The 26,819-nt window shown below is 70.7% G+C and carries 24 protein-coding genes; 8 read left to right on the top strand and 16 right to left on the bottom strand.

What is annotated here, in order from left to right:
* Positions 1–25 precede the first annotated feature (25 nt).
* A complete protein-coding gene (gene mobF, locus P2424_RS30675) occupies positions 26–4,825 on the bottom strand; it encodes a MobF family relaxase (RefSeq protein WP_276479323.1) in 4,800 nt (1,599 codons plus the stop codon).
* Between the two features lie 1,501 nt (positions 4,826–6,326).
* Positions 6,327–6,470, bottom strand: coding sequence for a hypothetical protein (locus tag P2424_RS30670; RefSeq protein ID WP_276479322.1), 144 nt, complete (start codon positions 6,468–6,470; stop codon positions 6,327–6,329).
* A gap of 305 nt (positions 6,471–6,775) precedes the next feature.
* On the opposite strand from P2424_RS30670, the gene P2424_RS30665 reads away from it, so the two are divergent.
* Entirely contained in the window at positions 6,776–7,402 is a 627-nt protein-coding gene (locus tag P2424_RS30665) for a hypothetical protein (RefSeq protein WP_276479321.1), read from the top strand.
* A 51-nt stretch (positions 7,403–7,453) separates the two neighbouring features.
* Here the strand turns inward: P2424_RS30665 and P2424_RS30660 are convergent, their stop codons facing one another.
* The 6 genes from P2424_RS30660 to P2424_RS30635 form a co-directional block, all read right to left on the bottom strand.
* Positions 7,454–8,194: a nuclease-related domain-containing protein gene (locus P2424_RS30660; RefSeq protein ID WP_276479320.1), complete on the bottom strand. Its 741-nt coding sequence runs from the start codon at positions 8,192–8,194 to the stop codon at positions 7,454–7,456.
* 644 nt (positions 8,195–8,838) lie between these two features.
* Entirely contained in the window at positions 8,839–10,917 is a 2,079-nt protein-coding gene (locus P2424_RS30655) for a hypothetical protein (RefSeq protein WP_276479319.1), read from the bottom strand.
* Positions 10,918–11,423: 506 nt separating this feature from the next.
* Positions 11,424–11,702: a hypothetical protein gene (locus tag P2424_RS30650; protein WP_276479318.1), complete on the bottom strand. Its 279-nt coding sequence runs from the start codon at positions 11,700–11,702 to the stop codon at positions 11,424–11,426.
* A gap of 498 nt (positions 11,703–12,200) precedes the next feature.
* On the bottom strand, positions 12,201–12,392 hold the full coding sequence (locus P2424_RS30645) for a hypothetical protein (protein ID WP_276479317.1): 192 nt from the start codon (positions 12,390–12,392) through the stop codon (positions 12,201–12,203).
* 730 nt (positions 12,393–13,122) lie between these two features.
* Positions 13,123–13,539: an NUDIX hydrolase gene (locus tag P2424_RS30640; protein WP_276479316.1), complete on the bottom strand. Its 417-nt coding sequence runs from the start codon at positions 13,537–13,539 to the stop codon at positions 13,123–13,125.
* A gap of 151 nt (positions 13,540–13,690) precedes the next feature.
* Complete coding sequence (locus tag P2424_RS30635) at positions 13,691–14,884, bottom strand: hypothetical protein (protein ID WP_276479315.1); 1,194 nt, start codon at positions 14,882–14,884, stop codon at positions 13,691–13,693.
* A gap of 1,489 nt (positions 14,885–16,373) precedes the next feature.
* Between P2424_RS30635 and P2424_RS30630 the strand changes: the two genes are divergently transcribed.
* From P2424_RS30630 to P2424_RS30600, 7 genes are all read left to right on the top strand, one after another.
* The gene (locus tag P2424_RS30630) at positions 16,374–16,787 is read left to right on the top strand and encodes a hypothetical protein (RefSeq protein ID WP_276479314.1); all 414 of its coding nucleotides are present in this window, start codon (positions 16,374–16,376) and stop codon (positions 16,785–16,787) included.
* 114 nt (positions 16,788–16,901) lie between these two features.
* On the top strand, positions 16,902–17,909 hold the full coding sequence (locus P2424_RS30625) for a hypothetical protein (protein WP_276479313.1): 1,008 nt from the start codon (positions 16,902–16,904) through the stop codon (positions 17,907–17,909).
* Positions 17,896–18,036 (top strand): hypothetical protein, encoded by a 141-nt coding sequence (locus P2424_RS30620; protein ID WP_276479312.1) that lies wholly within the window; start codon positions 17,896–17,898, stop codon positions 18,034–18,036. The genes P2424_RS30625 and P2424_RS30620 overlap by 14 nt, the downstream gene beginning before the upstream one ends.
* 13 nt (positions 18,037–18,049) lie before the next feature.
* On the top strand, positions 18,050–18,400 hold the full coding sequence (locus tag P2424_RS30615) for a hypothetical protein (RefSeq protein WP_276479311.1): 351 nt from the start codon (positions 18,050–18,052) through the stop codon (positions 18,398–18,400).
* A complete protein-coding gene (locus P2424_RS30610) occupies positions 18,397–19,485 on the top strand; it encodes a tyrosine-type recombinase/integrase (RefSeq protein WP_276479310.1) in 1,089 nt (362 codons plus the stop codon). The genes P2424_RS30615 and P2424_RS30610 overlap by 4 nt, the downstream gene beginning before the upstream one ends.
* Before the next feature lie 102 nt (positions 19,486–19,587).
* Positions 19,588–19,761 (top strand): hypothetical protein, encoded by a 174-nt coding sequence (locus P2424_RS30605; protein WP_276479309.1) that lies wholly within the window; start codon positions 19,588–19,590, stop codon positions 19,759–19,761.
* Between the two features lie 133 nt (positions 19,762–19,894).
* Positions 19,895–20,848: a hypothetical protein gene (locus tag P2424_RS30600; RefSeq protein ID WP_276479308.1), complete on the top strand. Its 954-nt coding sequence runs from the start codon at positions 19,895–19,897 to the stop codon at positions 20,846–20,848.
* On the opposite strand, the gene P2424_RS30595 is transcribed toward P2424_RS30600, so the two are convergent.
* The 8 genes from P2424_RS30595 to P2424_RS30560 form a co-directional block, all read right to left on the bottom strand.
* The gene (locus P2424_RS30595; RefSeq protein WP_276479307.1) at positions 20,757–22,124 is read right to left on the bottom strand and encodes a hypothetical protein; all 1,368 of its coding nucleotides are present in this window, start codon (positions 22,122–22,124) and stop codon (positions 20,757–20,759) included. The genes P2424_RS30600 and P2424_RS30595 overlap by 92 nt on opposite strands.
* A gap of 68 nt (positions 22,125–22,192) precedes the next feature.
* The gene (locus P2424_RS30590; protein WP_276479306.1) at positions 22,193–22,831 is read right to left on the bottom strand and encodes a hypothetical protein; all 639 of its coding nucleotides are present in this window, start codon (positions 22,829–22,831) and stop codon (positions 22,193–22,195) included.
* An 80-nt stretch (positions 22,832–22,911) separates the two neighbouring features.
* Positions 22,912–23,217, bottom strand: coding sequence for a hypothetical protein (locus P2424_RS30585; RefSeq protein WP_276479305.1), 306 nt, complete (start codon positions 23,215–23,217; stop codon positions 22,912–22,914).
* A gap of 26 nt (positions 23,218–23,243) precedes the next feature.
* On the bottom strand, positions 23,244–23,579 hold the full coding sequence (locus P2424_RS30580; RefSeq protein WP_276479304.1) for a hypothetical protein: 336 nt from the start codon (positions 23,577–23,579) through the stop codon (positions 23,244–23,246).
* A complete protein-coding gene (locus P2424_RS30575) occupies positions 23,576–24,340 on the bottom strand; it encodes a hypothetical protein (RefSeq protein ID WP_276479303.1) in 765 nt (254 codons plus the stop codon). Before P2424_RS30575 ends, P2424_RS30580 begins: the two co-directional genes overlap by 4 nt.
* A 2-nt stretch (positions 24,341–24,342) precedes the next feature.
* Entirely contained in the window at positions 24,343–25,425 is a 1,083-nt protein-coding gene (locus P2424_RS30570; RefSeq protein WP_276479302.1) for a DnaB-like helicase N-terminal domain-containing protein, read from the bottom strand.
* Positions 25,422–25,847: a DUF4326 domain-containing protein gene (locus tag P2424_RS30565; protein ID WP_276479301.1), complete on the bottom strand. Its 426-nt coding sequence runs from the start codon at positions 25,845–25,847 to the stop codon at positions 25,422–25,424. Before P2424_RS30565 ends, P2424_RS30570 begins: the two co-directional genes overlap by 4 nt.
* On the bottom strand, positions 25,847–26,819 hold a 973-nt coding region (locus P2424_RS30560), incomplete at its 5' end, for a DNA cytosine methyltransferase (protein ID WP_276479300.1). The genes P2424_RS30560 and P2424_RS30565, both read right to left, overlap by 1 nt.

The raw sequence follows: 26,819 nt of genomic DNA, 5'->3' as shown, positions 1-26,819 counted from the left end.
AGCGGGACATCCCGCTGGCCTCCGGCTACATGTCGATGTCGCGGTCCATCTCGGGCATTGGCGGAGGCGGAGGCGCGGGCGCCGGCGTCGCTGGTTCGGGGACGGCGGCTTCGATGTCCTGATCGTGCCCGGCCCGCTCCGGGCCCGGCCTCTCGTGCTCGGCCTCGAAGTCGATTCCCGCATCGCGGCGAGCGCGGTCGGCTTCCTCGCTCTGGGGCTCCAGCTCGGACTCGCGCTGCTGCTCGGCGGCCTGTTCGCGCTCCTGGGCGCGCTGTTCGAGCACCTGCTGGGCGGCACGGGCCTGCTCCAGAGCCTGAGCCATCTCCTCCTCGACCGACGTCTGCTGGTCCGCGAGGGGGGAGATCTCTTCAGCGCCGGCGGCCTCGGGGGCATTGACCTCGGACTCCGGCACCCGGTGGTCCAGCTCCGTGCGGGCGAGGTCGGCCTCGTCGCGCACGACCTGCGTCTCCTCGGCCCACCGTTCGCGGGTCTCGTGGATCTCCTGGTACGTGTGCGCCCTCTCGCCCATCGTCTCGGCGATGTCGCGGCTGGTCTGGGCCCGGTCCAGGGTCTCCGCCACCCTCTCGCTCGGCTCGATCTGCGCCTGAAGAGTGGGGGCCTGCTGCAGCGCCATCACCTGTGCGAGGGCCTGCTGATGGTCGTTGTAGCCGGTCGCCGTGGCGTAGGTGTGCATCGTCTCGGTGAGGCGGTCTTCGTGCTGGGCGGCGTCCCGCTCCGCCATCTCCCGGGCACGCAGCTCCATCTGCACTGCCTGGTCGGCGAAGTCCCGCTCGGAGGCGAGGGCCTTCTGCATGTCGTCGGCGACATAGGGCGGGGCCCAGCTCTCCTCCCGGTCCGCACGCTCGATCATCTGCCGGAGCGTCTCGTCGGACGCACGCGCGATGTCCGCCTCCCGCTCGTCGACCCCCAGTGCCCGGCGTGCTCGCTCCCAGTCGGCGCGGGCCTCGACCGATCCGCGGGGCGGCTGCTGACCGATGGCGTTGCGCTCGTCGTTGTGGCCGTGAGCCTCGCGGTACCGCTCTACCCGGCCGGCCCGCAGCTCCCAGTCGGCGCGCGCGGTCGGGTCCTCGGGCACCGGGCCCAGCCGCTCGATCGCCCACGCGGGCTGGTCCTCGGCAACGCTCTGTCCGAGTCGCTCGACGCGCTGGTCCATCTCGGCCGCCCACTCGGTCATGAACCGGCCCAGGTCACCCGGCATGTCCGGGGTGCGGGAGGCGTAGGAGTCCATGGCCTCCCACTCGGCGTCGCGCTCATCGGCCTGCCGCTGGGCGACCTCGATGTCCTGGCCAGCGTGGAGGACTTCCACGTTCACAGCGAAGGCTTCTGTCTGGGCCATCAGCTGCTGGAGGTGGAGGTCGACATCCTGCTGCGGGTCGCTCGGGTCCGTCTGTCCGGCCTCGATCCCGGCCTCGATCGCTGCGGTGACCTTCTGCTGCTGCTCGACCACCGCCGCCCGCTGCTCCGCCTCCTCACCGCGGACCTTGGTGCGCTCGGCGTCCTCGACGGCCCGCTCCAGGCGCCAGTGCAGGGTCGCAGCGTGGTCCTCGGCGCTCTCCAGTTCCCGGGAGCGGGCGGTACGCACCAGCAGGTCCTCGGCGTCGTGCCCCTGCTCCTCGGCGTGCCGGGCAAGCCGCATCAGGCTGCCGTACGACTCCTCGGAGCGCAGCCGCTCATACTCCTCGCCGCCCAGCGCCTGGTAGAGGGCCCGGCTGTACTTCTCCTCAGCCTGCTGGTCCTTGACTCCCGACCAGGTCGGCTCCAGGACCGCGAGGTGCTCGCGGCGCTCCAGCTCGGCCTCGATCGTCCGCGTCGCGGTCTGTTCCAGCCCGGTGCGCTGCAGCGCCGAACTGAGCGTGGCGAGGTGGTCCGGGATCTCCTCGTGCTTGAGGCCATCCCCCTGCCGGTGGGTGATGACGTATCCGTAGTTGCCGCCCTCGCCGCGAGTGAGCATGACGTACAGCGACTCGCGGCTGGTCGTCTCATCGACCAGGGAGTGGCAGACCCCGACCGTGCGGCCCTGGGCGCCGTGCACCGTCGCGGCATAGGCCAGCTCGACGTGCTCCTGCACGTACGTGGCTGGCAGGTGCATCCGGGCGCCGTCCTCCAGCTGCACCATCAGTGCCCCGTTGTCGCTGATCCCGGTGACCTCGGCGACTGTGCGGTTGACCGCGAAGTCGCCGTTCTCGGCGGTGATCGTCCGGTCGTTGCGGCGCAGCTGGATGTGGTCGCCCACGCCTGCCTTGGTCTCGACGCCGTGCTCCTCGCGGCCGGTGCGCAGCACCACGCCGTCCTCAGCGACCTGCCCGGCGCGGACCAGGTCGGCACGCACACGGGCGGACAGCTCCGCGACCTGGGCGTTGTCCTGGGCGATGAGCAGGGGGTTCTTGCCGTCGAGGTGGTCGGTCAGCCATGCCTGGTAGGCGCGTTCGGTCATCTCCTCGGCGGAGCCGCCGCGGAAGCGGCTGTGCAGTTCGTACTGCTCCAGCGCGGCGGCGTCGCCGGTGCGCAGCTTGAGGGAGGCGTCGGCCTCCCATTGCCGTGTGACCTTCTCGCCGGTGGCAGGGTCGACGTCGCGGAAGCGGCGGACCTCGTCGAGGATGTGGACGCCCGGGGCCTCCTCGACCCACTGGGCGAATACGCCGCCCGCGCCGACTGCAGGGAGCTGGTACGGGTCGCCGGCCGGGACGCACTTCGCACCGCTGGCCTCGATCAGCGCACGAACAGCGTCGATGTCCGTGGTGTCGGTCATCCCGTTCTCGTCGAGGATGACCAGCGCTCCCTGCGGGATCCGGTAGGTCTCGGCGTCAGGGACGTGCTTCCCCTCGGCGAGCGCCTTGTTCTTCAGCAGGAGCATGTCGATGTTGGTGACGTTCTCGATGCCCTCATCGCGCAGGACTTCGGCGGCACGCTGACCGCTGGCCAGGCCGATGACCTGCCGGTCCGCGTGGGATTCCCACAGCTCGGTGAGGGCGGCCAGGCTGTAGGACTTGCCCGCGCCGGCCGGGCCGACCAGCACGTCGACCCTGCGGCCCGAGGTGGCTGCGCCCCGAACGAAGTCCGCCTGGGCTCCCTTGAGACCGCGGCGCTGGATGACGTCCTCGACCAGCTCCCTTGGCACGGTCGGGGCGCCGCGCTCGCCTGCGAACGCGCGGAGCCGCTCCTCGACGCGCAGATGTTCCTCGGTTGCGTACCGGTCCCAGGTCGAGGGGTTGGGCTCGTAGACGAACGAGCCGTCGCGGCGCTGCAGCTCGGCCGGGATCTCGACCAGGGCCGGGGCCTTGGTGCACACCACGCCGTTGTCGGCGGTGGGGGAGAGCGCGTCGTCGGCCAGTTGGTTGATCAGGGCGGTTACCTGCTGGGCCTCCAGTCCGCCGAGTGTGTCGGGCAGCTGCTTGGTCAGCTCCACGATCAGGTCGGGGCGGGTCCAGGTCGGCTTCGTCTCCTGCGCCGCGGCGACTGCCCGGCGCTGGATGACCTCCGGGTCGAAGGACCTGGCCGGGCGGTGCAGCTGGTGCACGGCGGAGCGCTCGGCGACTTGGTCCGGGACGTCGGCGAGGCTCTCGCGGAAGCGGTCCTGCGTGGTCGTCTCCCACCGCTGGAGCAGTTGGTCACGGCTGGTGGCGTCGTGCTTCTTGGCGTTGCGCTGGTCGAGGGTGACGTACTCCGACATCCGGGCCAGTACGTAGGCGCTCGGTTCGACGCCGTGGGTCTCCTCGTACGCCCTGGCCAGCTCGGCGACGCCTTCGACGATGCCCCGTCGGCGGCTGCTGTGCAGGTCGCGTTGTTCCTGGCTGATGCCCACGATCTCGCGTGCCTTGCCGTCGGGGCGCATCTCGACGCGGACGCCCATCACGCGCTCGAGTGCCTCGCCCGCGACCATTTCCGACAGGTGCCCGGCGGCCTGCTTGTGCTTGAACAGCCCTCGGCCATCCAGGGAGCGCCACACCGTCGTCTCCTGCCCGGTGACCGGGTCGACGTCCGTGGTCTTGACCTTGGCCAGCACGGGGACGTGCACGTGGAGCTGCGGGTCGTCGTTGCGGCTCGTGTGCTGTGCGAACGCCCCGGCGATGAACTCGTGGGCATCCACGTACCGTCCGGCCGCCCGACCCTCGACGGCCTGGCCGTGGTGCCCGGCGCGCGAGTAGCCCGCCTCCTCCTGCATGTGCTGCAGCCCGGCCTGAACGCCTTCCTTCCAGCAGTCCCAGACCTGTTCGGCCTGACGGCTGTACTCCGCGGCCGTCTCCTCGTCGCCAGCCTCGCGCGCCTCCATCGCCTTGACCTGCAGCGAGGCGTGGTAGACCGACCACGACTTCGGGGCGGAGAACGTCAGGTCGTAGTAGAGCGTCGCCGACGGGGCCTCCTTGCGGACCGACAGCTCGATGCTCTTGGCCTGCTCAGGGCTCAGCTCGCCGCTCGGGGCCTGCTCCCGGGCCTTCTCCAGGGCCGCGTCCAGGCGCTTCTCGAACGCCTTCTCGTAGCTCTTCGGCGGGTTCCCCAGCGTCGCTTCCTTGCGGATGGCCTTCTCCGCCTTGGCGTACTCCGCGGTGCCCCGCTCGTGGGGGATCGCGTCGAGCTGGGCGTACATCTCGTCCCGCTTGCGCGGGTCGATCCAGGAGGTGAACAGGTCCTCGAAAACCTCGTTCTCGACCTCGCCCGACAGTCCCAGCTCCTCCAGGCCGGCGCCGAGCCAGTAGCCGGGCGGTTCGCCAGCCTCGCCGATGCTGCGCAGGTAGTAGTGCTCGGCACCCTGACCGACTTCCTTGGTCAGGTACCGAGGGTCGCTACCAGCGGAGATCGAAAGCATCGCGACACAGCGTAGCGGTTTTTCAAGATCAACAACAGCCATCGGATCGTGATGCATAGGTGTGCTGGCTTATTGGCTTGTGCATGTTGTTGTACGGTCTGCTGTGGGTCGGATTGCTTGTGGGGGAGATGGAGTTGAGGGGTCGGATTCGGTAGAGGGTCGCTATGTCCTGTTTGAGTCTGGCTGGTAAGGGGTCTTCATGCGACTGGTGGGCTGCTGTGGTTGGGGCTGCGGGGTCGGCTTGGGGCACCGTTTGCACCGAAATGCGCTTGCCGTCTCAGGGGGTTCCGGGCTCGGCGGCGGCTGCGCGCTGGGGGGCCGCCGCACTCGGGGGCTCGGTCTGGTGGTGGTCACCGATAGGGCGTGTGCGCTACGGTCTCGGCGACGACGTCGACCCCCGCCGGGCCTCCCGGCGGGGGTCGACTGTTACCGGGGGCTTCGCCGGGGTCCACTCGCTTGGCAGACACGGTGCGTGAGCGAGTGGGGAAGTCCTCCGGCACCGAACCGCGCCTGGGGAAGACCGCCGCCTGCGACGCCCGCTGGGGAAGGTCCGGCCGTGCCACCCTCGCGGTGCTGGGGAAAGCGCGTCGCGCTTGGGGAATCCGACTGTGTGACATCGCCTTGGCGTCCTGGGGAAGTTCCCCGCCCGTCTTGGTCTTCCCCAGCAGTCTGGTGGGGAACTTCCCCACCAGACTGGGTTCCCCAGCCACTGGACGGGACCGGGGCTTCCCCACCCGGGTGGGGAAGCCCCGGTGGGGAAATGCTGCCCCAAGCCGCGGACGGATCCCCCGCCTGTTCTTCCCCACTGCCCTTCCCCACCGGGGTGGGGAAGGGCAGGACAGATCGGGTCTCGCCGCTACTCAGAAGAGCGAGTCCTGGTGGGCTCCTGTTGGGTTGCCTGCAGCCAGTGCGGCGGCAATCGCTGCGTCGAGCTGGTCGGGGTCAGCGGTGGCGATAGCGTCTTGGACCGCGCGCGCCCGGCCAACAGCCCCGCGTACGTCGGCAAGTGCGTGACCTGCAAGTCTACGCCGATTCGCGGCATCGCGGTTGTTGTCACCCCTGGTGCCCAGCAGCCAATGGGCCGGGTTCTGGCACGGGGGCTCGTCGCATCGGTGCCGTAGCACCATGCCGGCCGGGATCGCGTCGGCTCCGTGGGCCAGTCGGTAGCCGAAGAGGTGAGCGGGCAAGGTCCCGCGGCGGGTGCGGCCGGGTAGGGAGAGGGCCCGGAAGGTGCCGTGCGCGGTGTCGCTCAGCCCACCGGTCCACCACCAGCAATCGTCCGGACCACGACGCAGGACGTGGCCCCAGTAGCGCGCGACGACTTCCCCATCGGTGAGCAGTCTTCCCCACGGAACGGCACTCCCGGCTGGGGAAGACTGCTCACCTTCCCCAGCAGTGGGCACTTCCCCAGCCGGGGAAGCAGGGTCCCCTCCGTCGGCCCGCTGGGGAAGACCGTGGCGGGGAAGGTGGGGAAGTGCGGGTCGCTGTCCGCTGGGGAAGGTCACCGTTGCACCAGGCGGACAAAGCCCGACCGCGCCGTGGTGAAGGGGTCTCCAGGCTCCGCACACACGACTTCCCCGTCGCTGTAGGTGACCGCCCCTGCTTCCCGGTCCTCGCCGGCGGCGGCGTTCTGGCCGGTGCTCATGTGGTGACTCCGTCCGTGGTCCTGTTGGTCTCGGAAGCAGGTGTCCGCCGTAGCGGGCGCCCCTTTCTCTCTGGCACCGGCCATTGTCCGCCCGCAGGGCTTGTTATCCAATGCCGATGGCCGGTCCTGGGCGGTGCCGCTGTACGGCCGGTCGCGCGGGCAGATATGACATGGGGCACGGGGCGCCGCGGTGGAGGTGGAGCATGTGGAGTCGGTCTCCTGTCGGCACGCGCCGGGCCTGGCGTCAGCGTGAGGCGCTGCAGGTTCGGCTAAGCGGGCGGCACGGTCCGGAGTGGTGGGAGGTAGTGCCAGCAGGCGCCGCAGTCGCCGCGGTGGTCGGACTGCCTCTGCTGGGGCTTGGGTGGCTGTGGGTCCGGGTCGGCTGGTGGGCGGTGCTGCTGGCTGGGGCGGCTCTCGCGTATGCAGTGTGGGGCGAAGTGCGCCGGCGGCGGGCCCTGCGGGTGCACCGGCAGCGGCAGGCGGCCTGCTTCTCCACGGCGGACATCGACGCGGCAGACGACCGCCGTTTCCGGACCATCGTGGGGCGGCTGCTCCTTCGTGACGGGTGGACCCAGGTGCGGGGAGTGCGGATCCGCGGGCCAGTCGTCCACCTGGTCGGCGTCGGCCCGGACGGACGGCAGTTGGGGATCGCGTTCGAGCACGGTGCGGCGCAGACCGGGCAGGAGAGCGGGGGAAGGGGGGTGCTGCGGCCCGTGGGAACAGTGCAGGTGCCCCCTGAGCATGCGGCCCGGCCGCTCTTCCTGGTGGTCAGCAGCGGGCTGTTCGGGCGGGAGCGTGTGCTCTGGGCGGCCCGGCACGGCATCCGGCTGGTGGACCGTCCGCTCCTGCAGCGGTGGGCGGCCGGCGAAGCTCTGGCTGACGTGATCGACATCGGCGAGGAGGACGTGCGGACCAGGGCGACCGCGTCCTAGATCAATTGCCAGGGGTCCGGGATCGGCTGATCCCGGACCCCTGCTTGTTGCTCAGCTGCCGTGCGGGGGCAGTCGCCTCTCGGCCAGGGCTTCCACCGCGGTGATGCGGTCGGCGCTCCAGCCCGGCTGAGGAGCCAGATTCTGCAGCAGCTTCGGCAGCTTCTTCGCAGAGGCGACCATGACGCCCTGGACCTCGATGCGGCCCCTGGGTCCGGGGACCGTGGCGCCATGGACAGCGACGATCGGACGGACCTCAACACCCAGCTGGCGTGCTGCCTGTCCGGCTTCCCAGCAGACTGTCTGCAGGGCCCGCGTCTGGTCGTACCGGCCGTAGCGCAAGGTGCCGCCCTCAACCCTGATCTTCGACCGCGTCGAACGCCACGCCTTGGTGTCGACGTAGGCGACGCCTGCAGGTCCGACGACCAGGTGATCCAAATTCGCCCGGCTGCCCGGGATGGCCCGGTCGTGCAGTACCGCGTAGCCGCGGCGAGCCAGGGGGGCCAGCAGACGGGCAGTCGCCACTTCGCCGGCCGCGCCCTTGGCCCAGGAGTTGTCGGCACGGCGGTAGGTCTGCAGGATTCCGTAGGCCGCGACGGTGAACGCAGCGAGCAGCCCCAGCTGCCACACGGTCGCGACGGCTGCGGCGACGCCGACCACCACAGCGCACGCTGCGGTGAGGGGAAGCGTGACCTTCGCACGGCGGTGCTGCGCGGTGCGCTCGGCGGTGCGGGCCGCCTCAGCGACCTGGCGAGCGCTGGCACCTGCCCCTCCTCGGCGCCCTGGTGTCGTCATGAGCGTCCCCCTCCTGTTTGGCTGTTGCCGCCTGTACCGGGACCGTAGCGCTGCGCACCGACACGGCATCAGTGCGCCTGCTCACGGCCCCGGGAGGCGTGCTCGGTTCCAGTCCCCCCTGCCCAAAGACGTGCACGGGGCTTCGGAGGGGGCTTGCGTGGCTAACTGCTCGCTGATCCATGGTCCATGACGTCAATTCACCGCGTGCTGCGGCACGCATGACTGAAAGTTGATCATGTCTAGGGCAAAGAGCGTTCAGCGGGCACATAAGACGCAGTCGCAGGCTTCCACGGAGGAACAGGGTGAGCTGCCCGCCCGGCGTTCCCGCGGCGAGAAGATCCGGGCATGGGCCCAGTTGGGCTTCGCCGCGTTGTGCGCGGGAGGGGGCACAGCCGTCGGACTCTGGGGTGACTCATCGGTAGGCATCGCCCTCATCACGGCCGGCGGCACCTCCCTAGCCATCAGGATTGAGCTGCGGCAGTAGACGCGGTTCTCGGTCCCGCTGGGCTCAGCACCCAGCGGGACCCACAGTCAAGCGCCAGTAGGGGCGACCCCGGGGGAAATAACAAGCCCTGTGGTGAGCGTCCTTCTAATGATCGTCAGAACCGAGCAACTGCGGGCTGCGACGACCACTGCCATAGCACTCAGGCGGTAGCGATGCGGCGCAGGATGCGGGCTTTCGCCGCGGTGTGGTCGCCACGGCCGTCGGCGGTGCGGGGGTAGCGGCGGCGGGGGAGAGCGGGAAGCGTGGTGACGACGAACTCGGCTTGCTCCTGGTGGGTCTGAACGCCGGTGCGCACGCCCTTCTTCGGGGCCCGCATCCACTCCTCTTCCTGGCGCCACCACCGGTACAGCTCGATCTCGATGGCGTAGCGGCGTACACGGCTGGCCGTGACGCCATGGCAGCCCAGGGCCTTGGCCGCGGTGATCAGGGCGCCGGGCCGGGGGCGGTAGTGGGGAGTGCCGGAGCGCTCGCGGGTGAAGGTGCGGCGGGCGGCATGCTGGTCGGCTCCTCGGCGGCCTACAACAGTGCCAGCGGTTGTGATGCAGCGGGTGCCTGGCACGGCGTGGCAGGTGGGGCACTCGTGATGAACGGCCATGACAGCGCGGGTGACGACCATGAGGTTGCGCAGGGCGCTCAGGTGCCGGATGGCAGTACGCGGGGCGTACCCGGTGCGGGCGCACAGCTCGGAGAGGTTCAACGGGCGTTCTGCGTGCTCGATGAGCTGCTGGTAGATGCGACCGGCGTGATGGCCAAGTCCTCCGGCATGGGTATCGGTGGCCCTGCCGTAGGCGAAAGCATCGGCCTGACCTGCTGAAAGACGCTCCTGGAGACGAGAGATCAGCGTGGCTCGCCGCTCCCCTACGGGGGGCGGGGTTCCTTGTGTCCCACCCTGTGCAGCGAGGGTGATTCCAGGGTGCGCAGCGGTGACGGGGAGCAGTTCGTGGGTGCCTGCGGGGCCTTCGGTGGCGCGGTCGGCGAGCCAGCCGTCGAGGGTGAGGCGGTTCTGGGCGCGGTGCATGGTGGAGCGGCCGTGGGCGGCGGCGATGGCGGCACGGCGGACGTCGAGGTCGAGGACAGTGGTGCCGGAGCGCAGCGCGTACAGGCACCGCAGGTCGAGGGCGGCGCGGTCTGCGGGGCCGGACTTGCGTGCCCAGCGCTCGGGGTCGGCGTCGGCGGCGGCCTGGACGTCCTCGACCAGGGCGACGACGTCGGCGATGTTCTGCGTCCATTCCAGGGTGTCCTCGGTGAGCGGCAGGGTGGCCGCGTACGCCACGCAGCGGGCCCACTGGCGGGCCAGCTTCTCGCGGGCCTGGGTCCCGGGAAGAACGATGCGCAGCCTGCCGCCGCGCCGGGTGCTGGTGCAGGCGTGCAGGAGACCGCCCTCCCGGTGGCGGCGCTCGTCGAGCAGTTTCTCGACCATTGGCCACGTCCAGCGGCGCAGGGCGAGGCGGCCGAGCAGGGAGGCCAGCGTCTCGCTGACGCGGTCCTCGGCCGGGCGGTGGGTGAGCAGGGTGACCGTATCGTCGTCCAGCAACGTGTTCGGGGTTCCCGCCAGCCGCGGGCCCAACTCGTCGTCGAGGACCTGGGCCTGCTGCTGCTCGCGCACGATGCGCGGGCGGACGGTCGCGGGGGCCGGGACGGAGTCGATGATGAGCGCGAGGCGCACGAACGCGTCGGAGACGTTGCCGCAGCCGGTGGGGGAGAGCAGCGCGGCGGCGCGGCGGGAATCGAGCGGAGCCTGCAACTGGCTGCGCCCGCCGTCGCGGTGCGCGGCGCCGATCGGGCGGACCGCTCCGGTGGCCGGGTTGCACAGCAGGCCGTGGTCGAGGGTGGGCAAGCGCAGCGCGGCGGCCTTGGCGATGGAGGCGACCAGCACGGCCTCCAGCGGCTCGGCGGAGGTGACCCAGACGTGCCGCCCGCCGGCGGATCCGGAGGCGGCGACCACGTAGGTCAGCCCGGCCTCCTCCAGCCAGCGCAGCAGGGTCGAGAGGTCGGGGCCGGTGTCGCCGCGCTTGGAGTCGAGGTCGAAGCAGACCCACTGGAAGCGGTCGAGGCGGTCGGCGAGGTGCACGGCGTACGGGCCGTTCGGGGCGGCCTGGGGGATGGGCTGGGCCTTGTAGGAGTGCAGCCACTCGCCCGCCCCGGAACGGGTGTCCGCCCGGATGGAGTCGCGCGGGGACAGCTCCAGGAACAGCGCCTGGAGGTCGGCCAGCTCCACCTCGAAGAGGGGCAGAACACCTGTATGGGGGTTGTGATTCGGGGCAGATGACGGGCTGTGCTCGCTCGACTCCGCGGACACTCCGGGGGTCGGCGTGAGCTGTCCGGCACCGTAGCGGTCCGCTACGATGGGGGGTGCTCCTAACTCCATATGCACGCCGAAGCCCCCCTACCGCCGTTCGGCGGAGGGCTCCAACGCGACCAACCAGGCGCGTGACGGGGCTCCGAACTCCATATGTGTGGCTCTTGGGGCACCACCCGCCCGACGGACGCCCTGGAAAGCGTCTGTGGGGCTCGACTCACCTCCTGTTCTTCGGAGCGGGGGGCGAGACCTCCGGTTGGAAGCCGGAGACCTCTGTGCGGTGGCGTTTGGAAGACGCCTTGCACTGCGGTAATGCGATGGGTTTCAGCGGCCTGGGAAGAGACGCTGGACCCGGTACGTCGGAAGGGCGCCGCCCCGGTTGGAAGCCGGGGCGTTTTGGCGCCCTTCGACGCTTTTTCAGACGATCAGCCAGTCATGGGAAGTTCCCCCTGGTCCGGCTCACCGAAGGCTTCGCGGGCCCACACCGGACGGCCGCTGTCATCGAGCTGGTCGCGCAGGATGAGTTCCGCGATGTACTTGCTCATCGAGACCCCCGACGCTTTGGCGTTGGCGAACGCCCTGGCGTGTGCCTCGCGAGGCACCAGCGGCGACAGTCGCACCAACTTGCGCTTGGATTTCGAGTCTGCGACGGGCGGTACGTACTCCCGGTCGCGCACATCCCGACTTCCATAGGGCCTAGACATGCAGGCGATCATGTCATGCCAGCAGTTCATGTACGTACCCAAAACGCGGGCGCGTCGCGAGTTTTTTCTGGGGCGGGAGGTTTCATCTACCGCTGGGCAACACGAGCCTGACGGGTGATTAGGGCGAATCAAGGCATTCAGGACGGAAGGCTGAGTCAGCGACCGTACGGCAGGACACCCGATTTGAGTGCCTCCCGGACCTGCTGCAGGCGACCGCAGCCCGGCCCCGGTTCGTGGCCCAGCCCCGGCCGGACCTCAGCCCCTGCCCACACCCCCGTTGCTTCCCGGCGCGCACGGATCTGCACCACGACGAAACCGTTTCGCGCCGGGGAGGGACGGGGCAGCGGGGCCCCGGGGGCGGCGAAGCCCCCGGGTACCACGCTGCTCAGCCGCTGGTATGTGCCCGGCCCCGTACGGTCAGGGGGTTGAGGAACATCCATCTCGCCGCGACCGCCGCCGGCGACGTCGGCATCAGCAGACTCGCAACGGGACCGGTGCTCAGCTCACGCGCTCGCTGAGGTCCGTAAGGGGACCGCGCAGTCGGTAGATGTCATTATCCGTCTCCAGCACCGCGTTGGTCAGCGCCAGCAACGCGTACACCGTCGCCTTCTGCCCCGGGTCCGTCACCTTGGCCACCGTCTCCTCGGCCTGCTTGATGTACGCCTTCGCCTTGTCCTCGTAGGACGCCATCCCTTACCCCTCCCTGCGCGACTCGTGATCCACACACCAACCTCTCCCCCGGCTCGGCGGTTACACGGGCGGACTGGCCCCGGTGCGGTCCGCCCGCACTGTCTGTACCGGTTGAGTCCTGTCCGGGCCAGGCGGCTGGTCGCCATCTCCGGCTGCTCGGCACGGGCCTGCCGGGCGGACTGCGGGCCTGGATTCCTTCCTGCGATGCCGATACGGGAGGTCTGGGGCCTGGCAGTCGGATTCCGGTGGGGAGCCGCGCGACCAGACGTGCATCGCTGCACGCGAGGCGGTATTCGTCATGCTCCTGCGCTACAGCGATGCCCGCACCGACGCGGAGCGACCACTGCGGCCGGCACCACTGCGCGGCAGCAGGTGCGCCCCCTCGGCCACGACTGGGGAGTCTGGTCTGCTCACGCTCGCGCGTCCGTGACGGGGGCAGTACGGCGGCCCGGTCCCGCGGCGGTGTGCCAGCTCCATCACGGACGACGCGCCCCCCACCCCTCCCTCGTAGCCCGCCTGAAGGCCACTCCGACCCCGTGACGGGCTGTCGAACGGCGACGGTGGTGCGGTGTGCCGTCGTGGTTGCCGTTACCGAGCGCGTGAGCCCCGGAGCCAGCTGCTTTGGCTCCGGGCTCTCCTTCTTCGAGGTGAGCGGCCGGGCTAGAGTCGGCAAAAGCGCCCGCAGCCAGCTCGAATGGCTGCGGGCGCCCCTATGCGGTGGGCCGGACGGTCAGCGGCTGGCGGTGGCCTTGGCGAGGATGTCGGCGTGGTCGAAGGCCAGCGGCGGCAGGTCGTTCAGCGGCCACCAGCGGGTGTCGCGGGCGTCGTCGCCTGCCTGGGCGGGCGTGCCGGAGACGACGGTGAGGTGGTAGGCGACGGTGACGTACCGCCCGCGCGGGTCACGGCCCGGAGCGTCGAACGGGCCGATCTGCTCCAGTTCGTCCGGCGCCGCGTGCACGCCGGTCTCCTCGGCGAGTTCCCGGGCGGCGGCCTCACGGCTGGTCTCGCCCGGGTCGACGTGCCCGCCGGGCAGCGCCCACGCGCCCTCGTAGGGGGGCCAGTCCCGCTCGATGAGGAGGACGCGGCCGTCGGTCGTGGTGACCACCACGTCGGCGGTGTAGCGGATCGTCTCGGCAAGTTCGGTCATCGGTTACTCCTTCGCTGGTTGGCCCGCCCGGCTCCCGGACGGGGGCTGTGCCTTGGCATCCCGGGTCCGCAGCCAGCTCGAATGGCTGCGGCCCCGGGTGGTGCTGTCGTGCGGTCCGCGCTCGACGGCGTCTTGTTGAGGTCGCGTCGCGTCAGTCGTCGGTGTCGTCGTTGAGGGCGTCGCGCATGGAGCGCACGGCGGTGTGGGACAGCCCGGAGATGCGGCCGAGGCCGGAGTCCGTGGCCTCGGTGTCCCAGGTCAGGACGCGGGCCAGCAGCGCGCGCCGCTGCTTCTTCTTGGGCTTGAGCTTGGCTTCGGTCTCGCTGATCTCGGCGCCGATGGCGGCCAGCTGCTCGCGGATGTCCGTGCGCCGGGCGCGGCGCAGGTCCTCGGCCCACCGGTCGGTGCCCAGCAGTTTGATGCCCTGGGCGGCGGCTTCCTTGACGGCGCGGGCGGTGATCTGGCGCAGCTCGTCGTCGTCGGTGGTGTCCTGGATGCGGTGTGCGTGCACGCCGCTGGCGTCCCACCAGCGGACGTCGACCGGCTCCAGCCCGTCGGCCTGCTGGCGGCGGTAGTGGTGCAGCCAGCTGCGCACGCCCACCGGGTGCAGCGTGGGGGTCCGGCCGTCGTAGGGGGTGGGCGGGCACTGGGAGTCGCGGGAGAGGCCGACCAGGGTCTCGTGCAGCTCGGGGTCGTCGTCGGCGGCGTCGGTGATGCTCCGGGCGATGGCGGAGACCACGCGGGAGAGGTCCTGGTCGCCGTAGTCGGCCCAGGCCGGGTCGATCAGGTCGGGCCGGTGCCGGAAGACTTCGGCGGTGTCCAGGTACCAGGCTCCCCGGGGACGGGGGAAATCGTGCTCACCGCCGCGGTAGGGGAACCGGTTGATCAGGTGGCTCGCGGCGCCATAGGCGTCGGCGGCGATGGGTGACCAGTCCAGCGTGGTGCCCGGCTGCCCGGTGACGCGGAGCGCCCCGTCGGCGATCTCGCGTGCCAGCGGCTCCACTTGCTCCAGGAGCGCGTTGATCGCGGCGGGGGTTGCCAGCTGCGGCCACCAGTCCAGGGGGAGATGGTCCAGCTGGATCCGGGCCGGGAGGATGCCGCTCAGGATGTGCGAGTAGTAGACGTGCTCACCCAGCTGCGCAAGCACCTCGGAGTCCCGCCCGTCGGGGCCCGGGTTCTCCACCGGGGAGGCGATCAGCTCCCGGGTGGTGAGGTCCAGGGTGTAGACGACGGTCGCGAGCCAGCCCAGGACCTCCTCCCCGCCGTTGTCGGTGGGCCGGCGCTGCCAGCCCTCGGGCGGGGTCCAGTCCTCCGGGACTCGCCGCACGGTCAATGCGTCACTCATGTCTGCCCTTCCGTCGGTGGACGGCCCATCCGTCCTGAAACCACTTTCAACCTCCCATGAAGCGGCGCGCGTTGAAAGTGGTTTCAAGGAATTGGCCGGATCTCATCGGGGGCAGCTTTGGAGCCCTCCTGCTCGACGGCCGTCGTGTCGTCTTGAGCCGGATGGGTGGCCTGGAGAAGCTGTGGGCATGACGGTGTCTCGGGATCGGCAGGCGGCCCGCCAGCAGCGCGCGGTGCGGGTTCAGGCGTCCATCGCTACGGCGGTGGCCTGCCCGTTGTGTCCGGAGGTGACCGTCGAGATCGGGGTGGAGGTGGTGGAATGCCAGCATCACTGTCCGCGAGCAGGCGGCGGCACTCACGGAGGACTCGCGCTGGCGCGAGCGGGCGCTCGCGTGGATTGATGCCTACCGTGATCAGCACGGGCACGGGCCGAGCTGGCGACGCTTCTGGGGTGAGGAATCCCTGTGGCCAGTCAATACGAGACCGGCCCTGCTGAACGAGGTGATGCGACAGATGTGCGAGGGCGGCTGGCTGGATGGGACCAAGACGCCCTTCGCCCTGTGCCGCCGCGTCCCAGCGGGCAGGCACTCCGAGCGCAGTGCGCGGCTCGACTGTGTGAGCTGAGGCGCTATCGCGGTCGACTGGAGGGGTACGGGCGAGCCGAAGGGCGGAGCGCGCTTGGGGCCGCTCCGCCCTTCAGGTGTGTTCAGGAAGGATGTCGCCACTCGTGTTGGTCAGTGACGTTGGATCCACCACGTCAGCAGCCAGGTCACCATTGCGGCTCCGGTGGCGGAGGCGGCTCCGCGAATCAGGCCGTGACCGGCGGTGCGGGCCAGCGCGCGGGCGCGGCGGCGTATCTCGGATGGTTTTTGATCTTGGGTACGGCTAGTCTCGTTAACGGAACTGATGGCTTCCTCCACTTCGGACGGGGCGCATCGGACTACGTGAGCGGCCCCCTGTTGGCGCAGGGGGCCGCAGTGTTTCCCGCGTCTCGCTGTCTCCTCTCGGCAGGCACGGCTCGGACTACGTGACACGGCAACGCCGTTGGCGCGGCGCCACTCCTGGTCGAACTGCTCCAGGCGCGGCTGTAGTTGCCGTGTGGCACACCAGAGTATCGGCCCGTACGACAGCATGCTTGGGTCGCTGCGGGGGTCTGTGGACATCCCCGCCCTCACGTGACGAAACCGCAGTTCAGAGCCTGTGACGTCTGCGCGGAGGGGGTGAACTTGGGGTACAGGACGCCTTCTCTACTCGCGGGTAAACCGCCAGAGAAGGCAAAGAGTTCCGTCGAAGGGAAGGAGTCGCGGTGCTCGGAATCGATATGAGTGCGCTTTGGCGGAGGCTCTGGTCCATCTCGGTGCCGCCGGACTTCTTCGAGTCCTTTTCGTCTTCGGCTTCGAGAGGGTGAAATCTCCACCGTCCGAGAGAACTCACGGGATGTCGCACAGTCCAACAAGGGTGCGCAGCAAGGCCGGCCGCACAATCGCCGTATGACCGAGACCGCTTCTGTTGTGTGGGATGAGGAACTGGGGCTGTGTGACCGCAGCGACCTCTCCGACGTGCTGATCGAACGTGAAGGGGATCGGGGCACGCCGGACTGCGTGCTCGGCACTGAAGAGGTGTGGGACTTCGACGCGGTCGATGTCGGTTGGCGCGAGGTCCTCCGCGAGCGGCTCGCCCCGCACGGTATCCGCTACGACGTCACCGCACACGAAGTCGGGCTGCCTTCCGGGATGAGCCATGAGGCTGCCCGCCGGCTCGTTGGTGAGGCTCAGACTGGCTTCGCCGCGTGGATCGATCAGGTGGTCGGCGACGTGCGGGCGGGCAAGCCGGACCCCCGGTACTGGGACGTCCGCGCTGACACCGACCCGGGCGGGCGCTGGATCAAGATGGCCGCGGACTGAGGCCGTCTCCCGGGGACCACCTCCGGCGCGGCACGGATTGCGCCGCGCGGGTGGCGAAGGAAGGCACAGGATAATTACCGTTATCCTGTGGGCTCTTCGAGCCAGGGGGGACCGATGGCAGGACACCCGGAACAGACCGGAGCGACAGCGGGCGACGGGAGACGGCCGGTGCACTTCCCGCCGGTCCTCAACGGGCTCGACTACCTGGAGAGCGCAGTGACCCATCTCGCCGGCACCGAGGACAGTGAGCCGGACCCGCGCAGCCTGAAGTACGCCACCCTGCACCTGCAGGCTGCGGCCGAGACGCTCCTCAAAGCCCGCCTCGCCATCGCGGACAAACAGCTGGTGTGGTCGAACCCCGAGAGATTCGACTCCCGGAAGGACAGGGAAGGCGACTTCCACAGCGTCAAGTTGGAGACCGCGGTGAAGCTCCTCCGCGAGCACTGCACCCCCGGTACGGACCTGGAGTCCGCCACCAGCGCCTTCACCACACTCGGCCGGATGCGCAACCGGTTCCAACACCTGGGCGTCACCGACAGCGACACCATGGCGCTGGAAGCCCTGTCCATACCGGTCCTCGACACGCTGCTCGACTTCGTCGCCGACGACCTGCTGCCGCACGTGCCCAGGGAGGACTGGCCAGCCGCCGACACTGCCCTGGAGCACGTCCGCGCCGGCATGGCGCCCATCCAGGCGCTGGTCGAGCGCCGCCTCGCCCCGTTGCGTACCGCCCTGGAGTCCCACAGCGGCTCCACCGTCGCCTGCCTGTCCTGCGGCCAGTTCACCGTGATGCTCGACGGCTCGGACACGGTCGTCTGCGCGCTGTGCCGACGCGGATACGGCACTCCGGAGGAGGCCGCCTGGGACTACGCCGGCACCGACGAATACACCGCGGTGACCGGCGGCGGCTACGGGCCAGTCCACATGTGCGAGTGGTGCGGGGCCACTGCGGCGCTAGCCGTCCCCGTCGCCTCCGGGCCCGAAGAGGCGGTGCTGATCTGCTTCGCCGACGGCACCGTCTTCGACGGAGTCTGCGACCACTGCGGCCAGGCCGTCCACTACGCCCTCCACGAAGCCGAACTCTGCGAGACCTGCCGGGACAACGCCTATGCACGATTCTGACTTTGCCTCCGGCCCGCAGGCCCGGCCCGAGCACACCCATCGCCTGTACCACTTCCTGGTGGCGCTGTGCGGCGAGGAGGACCCGCTGCCCGCTCTGGCGGTTTCCTGGACCGGTCACCTGCGTTAGAACGGAGCCCCCTATGGCGGTCGAGAGTGCGGCCCTGATCCGCATCGCCGACTTCATCCACGCGCGCCTCGACGACCGGTGCACCGCACCCGGCCCCACGGGGCCGCATCCGCGGGGGGTCGACGGGGACTCCCGGACTCTGCGAGCCCTGCGCTACACCGTGCAGCAACTGCGTGCTCGGCGGGCGGTCCTGGGAGCGACGGGGGAGGGCGGGGACCCACTGCCGGGTCAGCTGGTGGGCGCCTTCGCCTGGGAAGACCTGCGCACCATCGCGGCAGAGTGGAGCGACCACCCCGACTACCTGCCGGAATTCGCCCGCGACTACTGGCAGGCGGATTCCTCCGGTCTGGGGGCGGGCCGGTGAGCCCCGGGGCACTCCGCGGCGCACCGCGCCAGGCACTCGACACACCGCGGCGGGACCCGCGCGCCCAGTGGCCCGAGCACGCCCGGAAGCTGCATGACTTCCTCCTCGACCTCTACGGGGAGGACGATGTGCTACCCACGCTCGCGGCTTCCTGGATCGCCCACCAGCGCTCGGCCAATACCCAGAGGTCCTACGCCCGCGGCTTCAAGACGTTCGAGGAGTTCGCGCGGGAACACGGCACGCATCCGATGGCGGTGAGGTTCGCACTGGCCGACACCTTCCGTCTGTACCTGGAGAACGCGCCCACCTGGGTGCGGGTCAAGGGCGTCCGGCGTGGCGAGATGGCTCGGACGGGGCCGCCGTACTCGGACGCCTCCCGAGCGAACGCGTTGTCCGCAGCCAGCTCGTTCTTCGCGTACCTGGACGTGGTCAGCGACGAGGGAGTGAGGAACCCCTTCGCTGCGGTGCGGCGCCCGGTGCTCGACCCCGACTACTCGCCCACCCCTGGCTACACCGAGCAGGAATTCGCCCTGCTCCTGGCCACGGCGCGGGACCACCACCGGGCTGCCGCCTACCGCAAGCGCGCCTACGCCCTGGTGCTCGTCCTCTACACCTGCTGCCTGCGCATCGACTCCCTCCTCGCGGCCCGGGTCGAGCACCTCGGCTACGACAGGGGTCACCATGTCCTCAAGATGAGAGTGAAGGGCGGCAGCTGGGCCTCCAAGCCCATCCCGCCGGTCGCCTGGCACGCCCTCCAGGAGTACCTCGACGGACGCACCGAGGGGTGGCTCTTCCAGACCACGTCCGGGCGTCGGCTCGACGAACCTGCGGTGTGGCGACTACTGCAGTCCCTCGCCCGCCGCGCGGGGCTGCCACTGCGCGGCCCGCACGGCATCAAGGGCGACGCCGTCACGCACGCCCTGGCCCAGCCGGACGCCCGGCCGGACAGGGTCCAGCGCTGGGCCGATCACAAGGACTCCCGCACCACCCAGCGCTACAACCGCCGCAAGGAACTGCTGGACGACAGCCCCGGCTACGCCCTGGCGCGGGACCTTGCCGGAGCCCTGACACGCACTCCCAACTGAACCGCGCGGATCGGCGGCAGAGGAGCGGTTCGCCCCCGCCATGGAGGGGGAGGGTGCAGGCGTCCGTCGGATGGCCTGGCGGCGTGGGGAGAGGGGGCGAGGTTGCAGAAGAGCGTCTGGGGCGACTACGCAGAACGTAGAGCGGACGCGGCTGCCGGCCGGGAGGGCGAGGAGAGGCTCACCGACGCGATCGGAGAGGGTCTGGCCGCCGTCGCGTACGGACTGCTGGACGTCGCCGCGGCGATTCGGGAGAACACCGAAGCGCGTCAAGAGTAGGACTCTGAGCAGTGATGGTTTCATATACGGCCCCTCATTCGAGGGGCCGTTCGCCGTTGCGTGTCCGGCGCAGCTGGTGGATTGCGCTGCCCTTCCCGGCTCGGGCCGGGGCTGCCGGTGCCACAATCACGGGGTGTCGGAGTTTGCCTCGATCATCGCATTGGAGCAGCTGCTGGACGGCCTTGCCGTCGGGCCTTCTCGTGCGCGTCACCTGTCCATGGTCCGCGGGGAGATGCAGCGGGCGCTGGTTCGTGACGCGCTGCCGGTGGCGGCTCGCCGCAGTCTGCGGCGGCTGTTGGAAGACGAGACACTGACGCCGTACCTGCGGCTGGCGGAGTCCGGTGTGCTGCGGGCGCGCGCAGTCGAGGGCGGTCGCCCGCCCACGTCGGTGGCGACCAACGTTGCGCGCCGTCAGTGCCTGGAGCTGCTGCGGGAGGCGCTGGGGCTGCCTCGGGTCAAGCTCGGTGGCGAGAGTGTCCCTCTGCGGACCACGCCGGATTCTTCGGCCCTTGCCACGTTGCGGCGCCAGCTCGACCGGGACCTGGCCGGCTGGATGCCGCCGGGGCAGGTCCGGCTGACGGCGGTGCTCGCTCTGGTCCTGGATGCGGCCCTGTCCTCGGGACAGCTGTCGGGTCTGCGGCTCTCCGACCTCGCCCCCGGACGCCGTGCGATCTCGGACGGGGCGGGGGGCGAGGTCGCCTTGTCGCCGCTGGGACAGGCAGCGCTTGGGCGGTGGCTGCCGCTGCGCGCGGACCTGGTGCGCCGGGCCCGCGGCACGTCGCGGCTGTGGGTGTCGCTGTGGCACAACCACGACGGGCACCCCGCCCGGGAGGGTGCCACGCTGCACCGTCCGCCGGGAGTGCCGCTGGAGAGCAACGGGTTGGTCAGCAGCTACAGGCGGGGGCGGCGGCAGTACGGTCTGGAACGCCTGCTGCCACCGAAGATGGAGGCGCTGCGGCGGGCGGTCGAGTCGGAAGCGCCACCCACAGGGCTTGTTATCGCGTCATCTGCTGGAGGTACTCCAGGCGCTGCTGGGCCATCGACAGATGGCGCCGGTCCAGCGCGGGCAGGGTCCGCAGAAGGCTGATCAGGTCGGGGCCGCAGTCGCGGGCTTTGGCGGGGTCCTGGATGTGGGTCCAGCAGTAGTGCGCGCTCTGCCCTGCTGTGAGGACCTCGGGTGCGTCGGTTGCCTGGTGGGCAAGGCGGGTGCGCCCGGCCGCGATCCACAGGTGCGTCGCCAGTGTGAAGTCCGTGGCCATCTTGGCGAGGTCGGCACGGATTTCGAGCCACTGGGTGGCCTGCGGAGAGTCGATGCCGCAGGTCTGCAGCACATGCTGTTCCCACACCTGCGCTTCCCGGGCCGCCTCCCTGTGCCTGCCAGCCTGGGCCAGGGCGTGAATACGAGGGCGGGGGTCCTGCTGGCCGGTGCCGGGCTCGGCCAGGGCTGCGGGGCGCTGAGCCGGAACCGGGACGGGCGCGGTGGGCCGTGCAGGAACTGTCGGGTGAGGTGCCCGCGATTCGGGGGCCAGTGCGGGTTCCGGCGCAGGCGGCCGGGTCGGGGCGGGAGCGGCGGACGGCAGCAGAGCGGGGTCGAGCGCTGGGCGGGATTCCAGCCCGGGGGCCACGTCGTCGGCGTCCGCCTCGAGGCGCCTACGCGGCAGCATCTGGGTACGGCTGGTGGGCGGTGGTGCTGGTAGAGCAGCCTGCTGTGGTGCAACGGGGAGAACGAGGGTGTCCGCGGGTAGGTCGGCGGCTGCCACGGCCTGGGGATGGAGCTGAGCGACGGGGCCCTCGCCCTGCCGGAGGCGTTCGGCGAGATGCCGGGTGTAGGGGCTGGGCCCGGTGACGGTCGGCGCGGTGGAAGGCGAGATGACACCGACCAGGGTCAACCCGGCGGCCAGCCGCTCGGCTTCGCCGGCGGCCAGGACACTGACGGCCTGGGGCTCGGCGACCAGGTCGACCGCCAGGGTGGTCGTCATCGGCGGTCTGTTCCGCAGCTCGGTGCGCAGCCAGTCCCACGGCAGCGCGGTGTACCGGACGGTGGGCTTGGTAGCGCCGGGCAGCGCAAGGTGCAGGGCATGGGACTTGCGATCGACCACCAGCCGGGCCGAGAGGTAGACCAGCAGGTCTCCGCTGGTGTCAGCGGCCATCTGCAACCGAGCCCGTACCAGGTGGGGGTCTCGTGCTCCGTCCAGCATCGCGACGTCGGTCGGGTCCGTGGTTCCCAGCAGCGCTTGGGCCGGGGCCGTTGCCAGCGCGGCGAGATTGTGGCTGGGCAGCAGTTGCGGTCGGCGGCGGTGAGTGGCTGTGTCGCCGGCGAGCATCAGCACATGTCCCCGCCGTTCTGCCCCCTGCGTGCTCATGGATCACACCGTACTCACGGACATAGCCCCTGACAGATACCTCTGTCAGGGGCTATGTCGTGGAGTGTTCACATGTCGATGTCGTCGCCGTAGTCGACGTCCTGCGCGGTATCCCACTCGCCGTCCAGGTCGATGCCCGACTCGCCGACGGATGTGGGGGCAGAGCTGGCGTCCGAGAGGTCGGCCTCTGCCTGGGTCAGCACCAGGTCCTGTTCGACGGCGGCGGCCCGTTCCAGGGCGCCGTGTTCCTCCTGCAGGGCGCCGTGGCCAGGGTCGGCCTCCAGCTCCTGCTCGACGGCCGCGCGGCGCTCGGCCAGCTCGGCGGACGGTGCCAGCTCCTGCTCGTACTGGGCGAGCGTGTGGTGATAGTCGGTCTGCTCGCGCTGCACGGCCGTGTCCTGGGCGGCGATCTGCGCGTCCAGGTCCGTGGGAGCGTCCGGGCCGGTCAGCTCGCGCCACACGCTGTTGATGCGGCCCGGGGGCACATCGTCCGCGGTGGTGACTTCCTCGGTGTTGCGCAGGCCCTGACCGAAGTCGCGTTCCGCCCAGATCCGCTCCTGCCCGCTGCCCTTGATCACGCCCCGGGTGTACTGGGTGTCGCCTACCCGCTGGGTCTCGCTGATCTCGATGTCGTCCCACGTGGTGGGGACTGCGGTGAGGCTGTCGTCCTCGTAGAGGAGTTCGGCCTCGGGGACTGGCTCGTCCATATCTCTCGTTCCCTCCCTTCGACGGGTGGGGCCCCGCCGTGCAGCCGGGGCCCCACCGGGTCACGCTCAGACCTGGTTGTTCACAGCTCCACTTCGGCGTCTTCGTATTGTCGGGGGTGGAGTGCGTGGTCGTAGCCGCGCGCGGCGAACCCCTTTTCCCCGTCGCCTCGGTGCAGGCGCTCGGCCTCCTCCACTTCCTGGCAGGTGGCACTTGCGGAGAGGATCAGGTGGCGGGCATGGGCGGCTTGGTGGTCGTAGGTGCTGACCTGGGCGCTGATGTCTCGGGTGGTCCGGTGCTGGTCCAGCTCGCCGGCGGTGAGGTCGAGCTGGGCCAGTGCCGGGAGCAGTCCGGCGATGTGGCCCTGGCGGTCCTGGTCGTCAGTCATACGTCGGGCTCTCTTTCGGTCGTCGCTCAAAGCTCGAAGTCGAGGTTGTCGGGTTCTTCGTCGGCCGGGCTGGGCGGCTGCTGCCCGCAGGGCGGCCAGGCGGCTCCCTGCGGGCCGTAGACAGTGACCTGGTCGTATTCGAGGTGCGCCTGGACGTGCCCGCGGTAGACGAGTCCGCCGTCGGCCAGCAGCTGGAATGCCGGGTGTGTGAGCGGACACTGGGAAGGGAGGACGGCGTCCCGCTCGGTGAGCGGGGTCGGGTCGATGGTCTGCCCGTCGACCGCAAGCCCATGCGCGTCGACCTGCACGACGTGGCCCTGCCACTGATGCAGCAGGCGTCCTTGCGGCGTGGTCGGCTTCACCGGGGCGCCTGCCCGTCGCGCTCGTCGGCGGCCAGCTCGCGCGGGGCCTCGTGGCCGGCTGCCTGCAGCAGGGCTGCGACGTTCAGCTCGTTGCCCGGGGTGATCGCACGCTGCTCGCGCATCTCGTTCGCGGCCACCAGCGCCTCGACGCTGGTGCTGATCGCCTGCGCGCGGGCCGCTTCGGTGCGGTACTGCCACTGTGCCTCGGCGACGCGGGCCTGCTGTTCGACCGCGGTGACAGCCAGACGGGTCTGGGCATCGGTCCGGGCCAGCAGCTGCTCGTGTCGCTGCTCTTGCTCCAGGCGGCGGTCACTGCGCCACAGCGGGGCGCAGACCGCGTAGACGGCGGCGGTGCCCAACAGCCACATCAGGACGCGCACCGTCCACAGCGGCGTCCAGGCCGCGACACCGATCAGGGCGAGCGTGCCGGCGCCCGCGAACGCGGTGCGGGTGACATCGACGCTGCCGTTCTTCTTGGCCGCGGAGACGGTGCCGGCCGCCGCGGCGAAGGCGGCCAGCAGGCCGCTGATCCACAGCGGCTGGGTGGAGCCAGCGGGCATCTGAGCGTGCCACCCCCAGGCAAGGGCGGTCGCCGCGGTGGTGACCAGTCCCGGGGCGATACGCCCCAGGTGCTCCCACAGGACCCGGAGCGCGGAGCGGGTGGGCGGCAGCGCGGCGACGCCGGGCAGGTGCGGGGCGGTGATCTGCCGCTCATGGCTGAGAAGGTAGTCGGTCGGGTCGAAACGAACCGGCTCGTTCATGGTCACATCTCCATCTCGGAAAGGGCGGGGACTTCATGTGCGGGGTGAGCCGGTGGGGAGGGCTCCTTGCCGTCGGCCAGCTCGGGCTCGCGCTCGGCGTGGTGGATGCGCCGCTCGTCGGTGAGAGAGGGCTGCAGGGACTGCTCAGCGCGGACGACCAGAGCGCTGGGAGCCAGGGCGGGGGAGCGTCCGGCATCGCGCACCTGCCCCCCTGCTGTCTCCAGGCGGTCCAGCGCCGCGGTACTCAGAACACGTGCACCCGCGTGGGCTGCGATGCCCCCGCTTCCGTGCCGGGCGAGGTCGGCCAGCAGCTGTTCGCTGGGCTGCGGGCCCCCGCGACGGGCGGCCTCCCACGCCACAGTCAGGTCATCGACCGGGGACTGGCGCTCGTGCAGCGCGGTGATCGCGCCGTAGGCGGTGCGCAGTGCAGGGTCGGCGAAGTCCTGGTCCTGCAGCCAGGGGATGTCCCCCACCTGGCGGGAGTCCCACTGCAAGGAGGCCACGACGTCGAACTCGGCCTGCAGGTCCAGCCGCTCCGGGCGCCGGGCCTGCTGAGCCTCCGGCTCCGGCAGCCGCTGGTCGTGCTGGGTGTCCAGCAGCACCCGCACCTGCTCCGGGGTGCTGAGCCACGCCTGGTGCAGCGAGGCGAACCGCTCCCGGGCAACCTGCGCCTGGCCGACCGTGTCACCGGCCTGCTCGACATCGGCCTGCTGGGCAGCGGCCCGCAGCCGGTCTCCGGTGTCCTCGACCGCGCGGTGCACGCCTCCCTCGACCGTCATGCCGCCGTACAGCGCAGCAGTGCGCGGGTTCGGGCAGGCGCCGGCCAGCTGCTGGAGACGCTGGGGCGACAGGCAGTTCCGGATGCCCCGGTCCTCGATCCGCTCCACGGCCCTGGTCACAACGGCCGGAATCTCCGCGCGCGGAACCTGGGAGAAGTCGATCGCGTGGAGCGTCCGCCACAGAGCGCCGTGATCGGGGCGGGAGAAGGCACCGGGCGGTACCCACTGCATCGCCGGGAGGATCTCGGGACGGAAGAGAGCCGCTCCCAGTAACGCCTCTTCCGCACGCCGCGTCAGCCGGGTCATCGCGCACCCTCATCGGCTCGGCGGGCCAGCACCCGGGCGTGGCACGGCTGTCCCTCGGCGCACCAGCAGCCCAGGCGTCGGCCGCGCAGCTTGGGCAGCTCTCGGGCTACGAGGTCGGCGTGCTGGTCCAGCCACTGCTCGTACCGTGCGACGACCTGCTCCGGCGTGCCGTCACGGCCGACCCGGTACGGGTTGGCGAGCAGGTGACCGGCCAGCTTCCAACCGCCCTGGTACATGGGGCGCCCGACGTAGAGCACGTCCGCGATGGAGGGATCGCCCCGGCGGCCCTTGAGGCAGACCACGGTGGTCGGCCCGGGGGCCGGGCCCGCCACGCGGGCGGGCTCCGGCTCGGCGGCGACGACTAGGTCCAGCAGGTCCAGCTGGCGTCCGCCGTTCATCTCAGGATCGAAGGCCTTCGGCATCACAGCACCTCCGCGAGGCGCTGGCCCAGCCACTGGGCGACGTTGCAGGAGACCGCGTTCCCTGCCTGCATGGTCTGCTCGCCCTTGTTGCCCGTGACGACGTACTCGGCGGGGAAGCGCTGGGCCATCAACTGCTCGCGCGGCTGGATCATGCGGTAGTGGCAGTCCTCCAGCTGCGGCGCCGCCCCCAGCAGCCCGGCCGAGTCCACGGTGCCCAGGGTGTGCAGTGGGTCGGTCACGGACTTGGCGGCGGCGTTGCGGTAGGGGATCACCAGCCAGTGGTGCCGTCCCTGCCCGGTCACGGTGTCGACGGGCTCGTGCACGCTGCGGGAGGCGGCGTTGCGGCGCAGGGTGACGATGAAGGAGTCGTCCGCCTGCGGGGGAGTGACCAGGGACTCGAACCCTTTGGGGTTCGCCAGTCGGGTCCGCATCGGCTCGGCGGTGCTGGTGGCCGTGGTGTTCCAGGTGCCGCCGGAGGGCACCAGCACCGCGTCTCCGATCCTCACCGTGCGGGCGGAGAGAGGGGCTTGGTCGGCGGGCACGGCCCGGCCGTCGTGCCCGCCGTGGTTGACGGTCAGCACCATGCGGCGCTGGCCCAGCATCTGCAGGCCCTTGCGGATGCGCTTGACCGTGGTGGCGGCCAGGGGGCGCAGCCCCTCGGCGGCCCGGTCCCCGATCCGCACCCCCAGGTTCGACCAGTCGATGACGCTGGCGGCCGGGCGCACATACGGGTCCACGACGCTGTGGCGGCACCGGGCACCGTGGGGGCACCGATAGACGTACTGCTGCCCGTACTTGCCCAGCTTCCGGGCTCCGGGCTTCTTCCAGGACTGCACCGCGTGGACCGTCTCCTCGCACACCGGGCACCAGGCCAGCGGCCTGGGCTCGACGTCGGGCAGCGGCAGTTCGGTTCGGGTGAGCACGATGTAGATGCGGTCGCGCCACTGCGGAGCGGCCAGGTTGCCGTCCTCG

This window comes from Streptomyces sp. WMMB303 (assembly GCF_029351045.1).
GTDB lineage: Bacteria > Actinomycetota > Actinomycetes > Streptomycetales > Streptomycetaceae > Streptomyces.
The sequence above is the reverse complement of the archived record's forward strand: the minus strand, read 5'-3'. Positions and strand labels throughout refer to the sequence as shown.

Bases quoted from the DNA above. Each gene is read 5' to 3' on its own strand.
- mobF (WP_276479323.1), bottom strand. From the start codon at position 4,825: ATGCTTTCGATCTCCGCTGGTAGCGACCCTCGGTACCTGACCAAGGAA.
- P2424_RS30670 (WP_276479322.1), bottom strand. From the start codon at position 6,470: ATGAGCACCGGCCAGAACGCCGCCGCCGGCGAGGACCGGGAAGCAGGG.
- P2424_RS30660 (WP_276479320.1), bottom strand. From the start codon at position 8,194: ATGACGACACCAGGGCGCCGAGGAGGGGCAGGTGCCAGCGCTCGCCAG.
- P2424_RS30650 (WP_276479318.1), bottom strand. From the start codon at position 11,702: ATGTCTAGGCCCTATGGAAGTCGGGATGTGCGCGACCGGGAGTACGTA.
- P2424_RS30645 (WP_276479317.1), bottom strand. From the start codon at position 12,392: ATGGCGTCCTACGAGGACAAGGCGAAGGCGTACATCAAGCAGGCCGAG.
- P2424_RS30640 (WP_276479316.1), bottom strand. From the start codon at position 13,539: ATGACCGAACTTGCCGAGACGATCCGCTACACCGCCGACGTGGTGGTC.
- P2424_RS30635 (WP_276479315.1), bottom strand. From the start codon at position 14,884: ATGAGTGACGCATTGACCGTGCGGCGAGTCCCGGAGGACTGGACCCCG.
- P2424_RS30630 (WP_276479314.1), top strand. From the start codon at position 16,374: ATGACCGAGACCGCTTCTGTTGTGTGGGATGAGGAACTGGGGCTGTGT.
- P2424_RS30625 (WP_276479313.1), top strand. From the start codon at position 16,902: ATGGCAGGACACCCGGAACAGACCGGAGCGACAGCGGGCGACGGGAGA.
- P2424_RS30620 (WP_276479312.1), top strand. From the start codon at position 17,896: ATGCACGATTCTGACTTTGCCTCCGGCCCGCAGGCCCGGCCCGAGCAC.
- P2424_RS30615 (WP_276479311.1), top strand. From the start codon at position 18,050: ATGGCGGTCGAGAGTGCGGCCCTGATCCGCATCGCCGACTTCATCCAC.
- P2424_RS30595 (WP_276479307.1), bottom strand. From the start codon at position 22,124: ATGAGCACGCAGGGGGCAGAACGGCGGGGACATGTGCTGATGCTCGCC.
- P2424_RS30590 (WP_276479306.1), bottom strand. From the start codon at position 22,831: ATGGACGAGCCAGTCCCCGAGGCCGAACTCCTCTACGAGGACGACAGC.
- P2424_RS30585 (WP_276479305.1), bottom strand. From the start codon at position 23,217: ATGACTGACGACCAGGACCGCCAGGGCCACATCGCCGGACTGCTCCCG.
- P2424_RS30575 (WP_276479303.1), bottom strand. From the start codon at position 24,340: ATGAACGAGCCGGTTCGTTTCGACCCGACCGACTACCTTCTCAGCCAT.
- P2424_RS30570 (WP_276479302.1), bottom strand. From the start codon at position 25,425: ATGACCCGGCTGACGCGGCGTGCGGAAGAGGCGTTACTGGGAGCGGCT.
- P2424_RS30565 (WP_276479301.1), bottom strand. From the start codon at position 25,847: ATGCCGAAGGCCTTCGATCCTGAGATGAACGGCGGACGCCAGCTGGAC.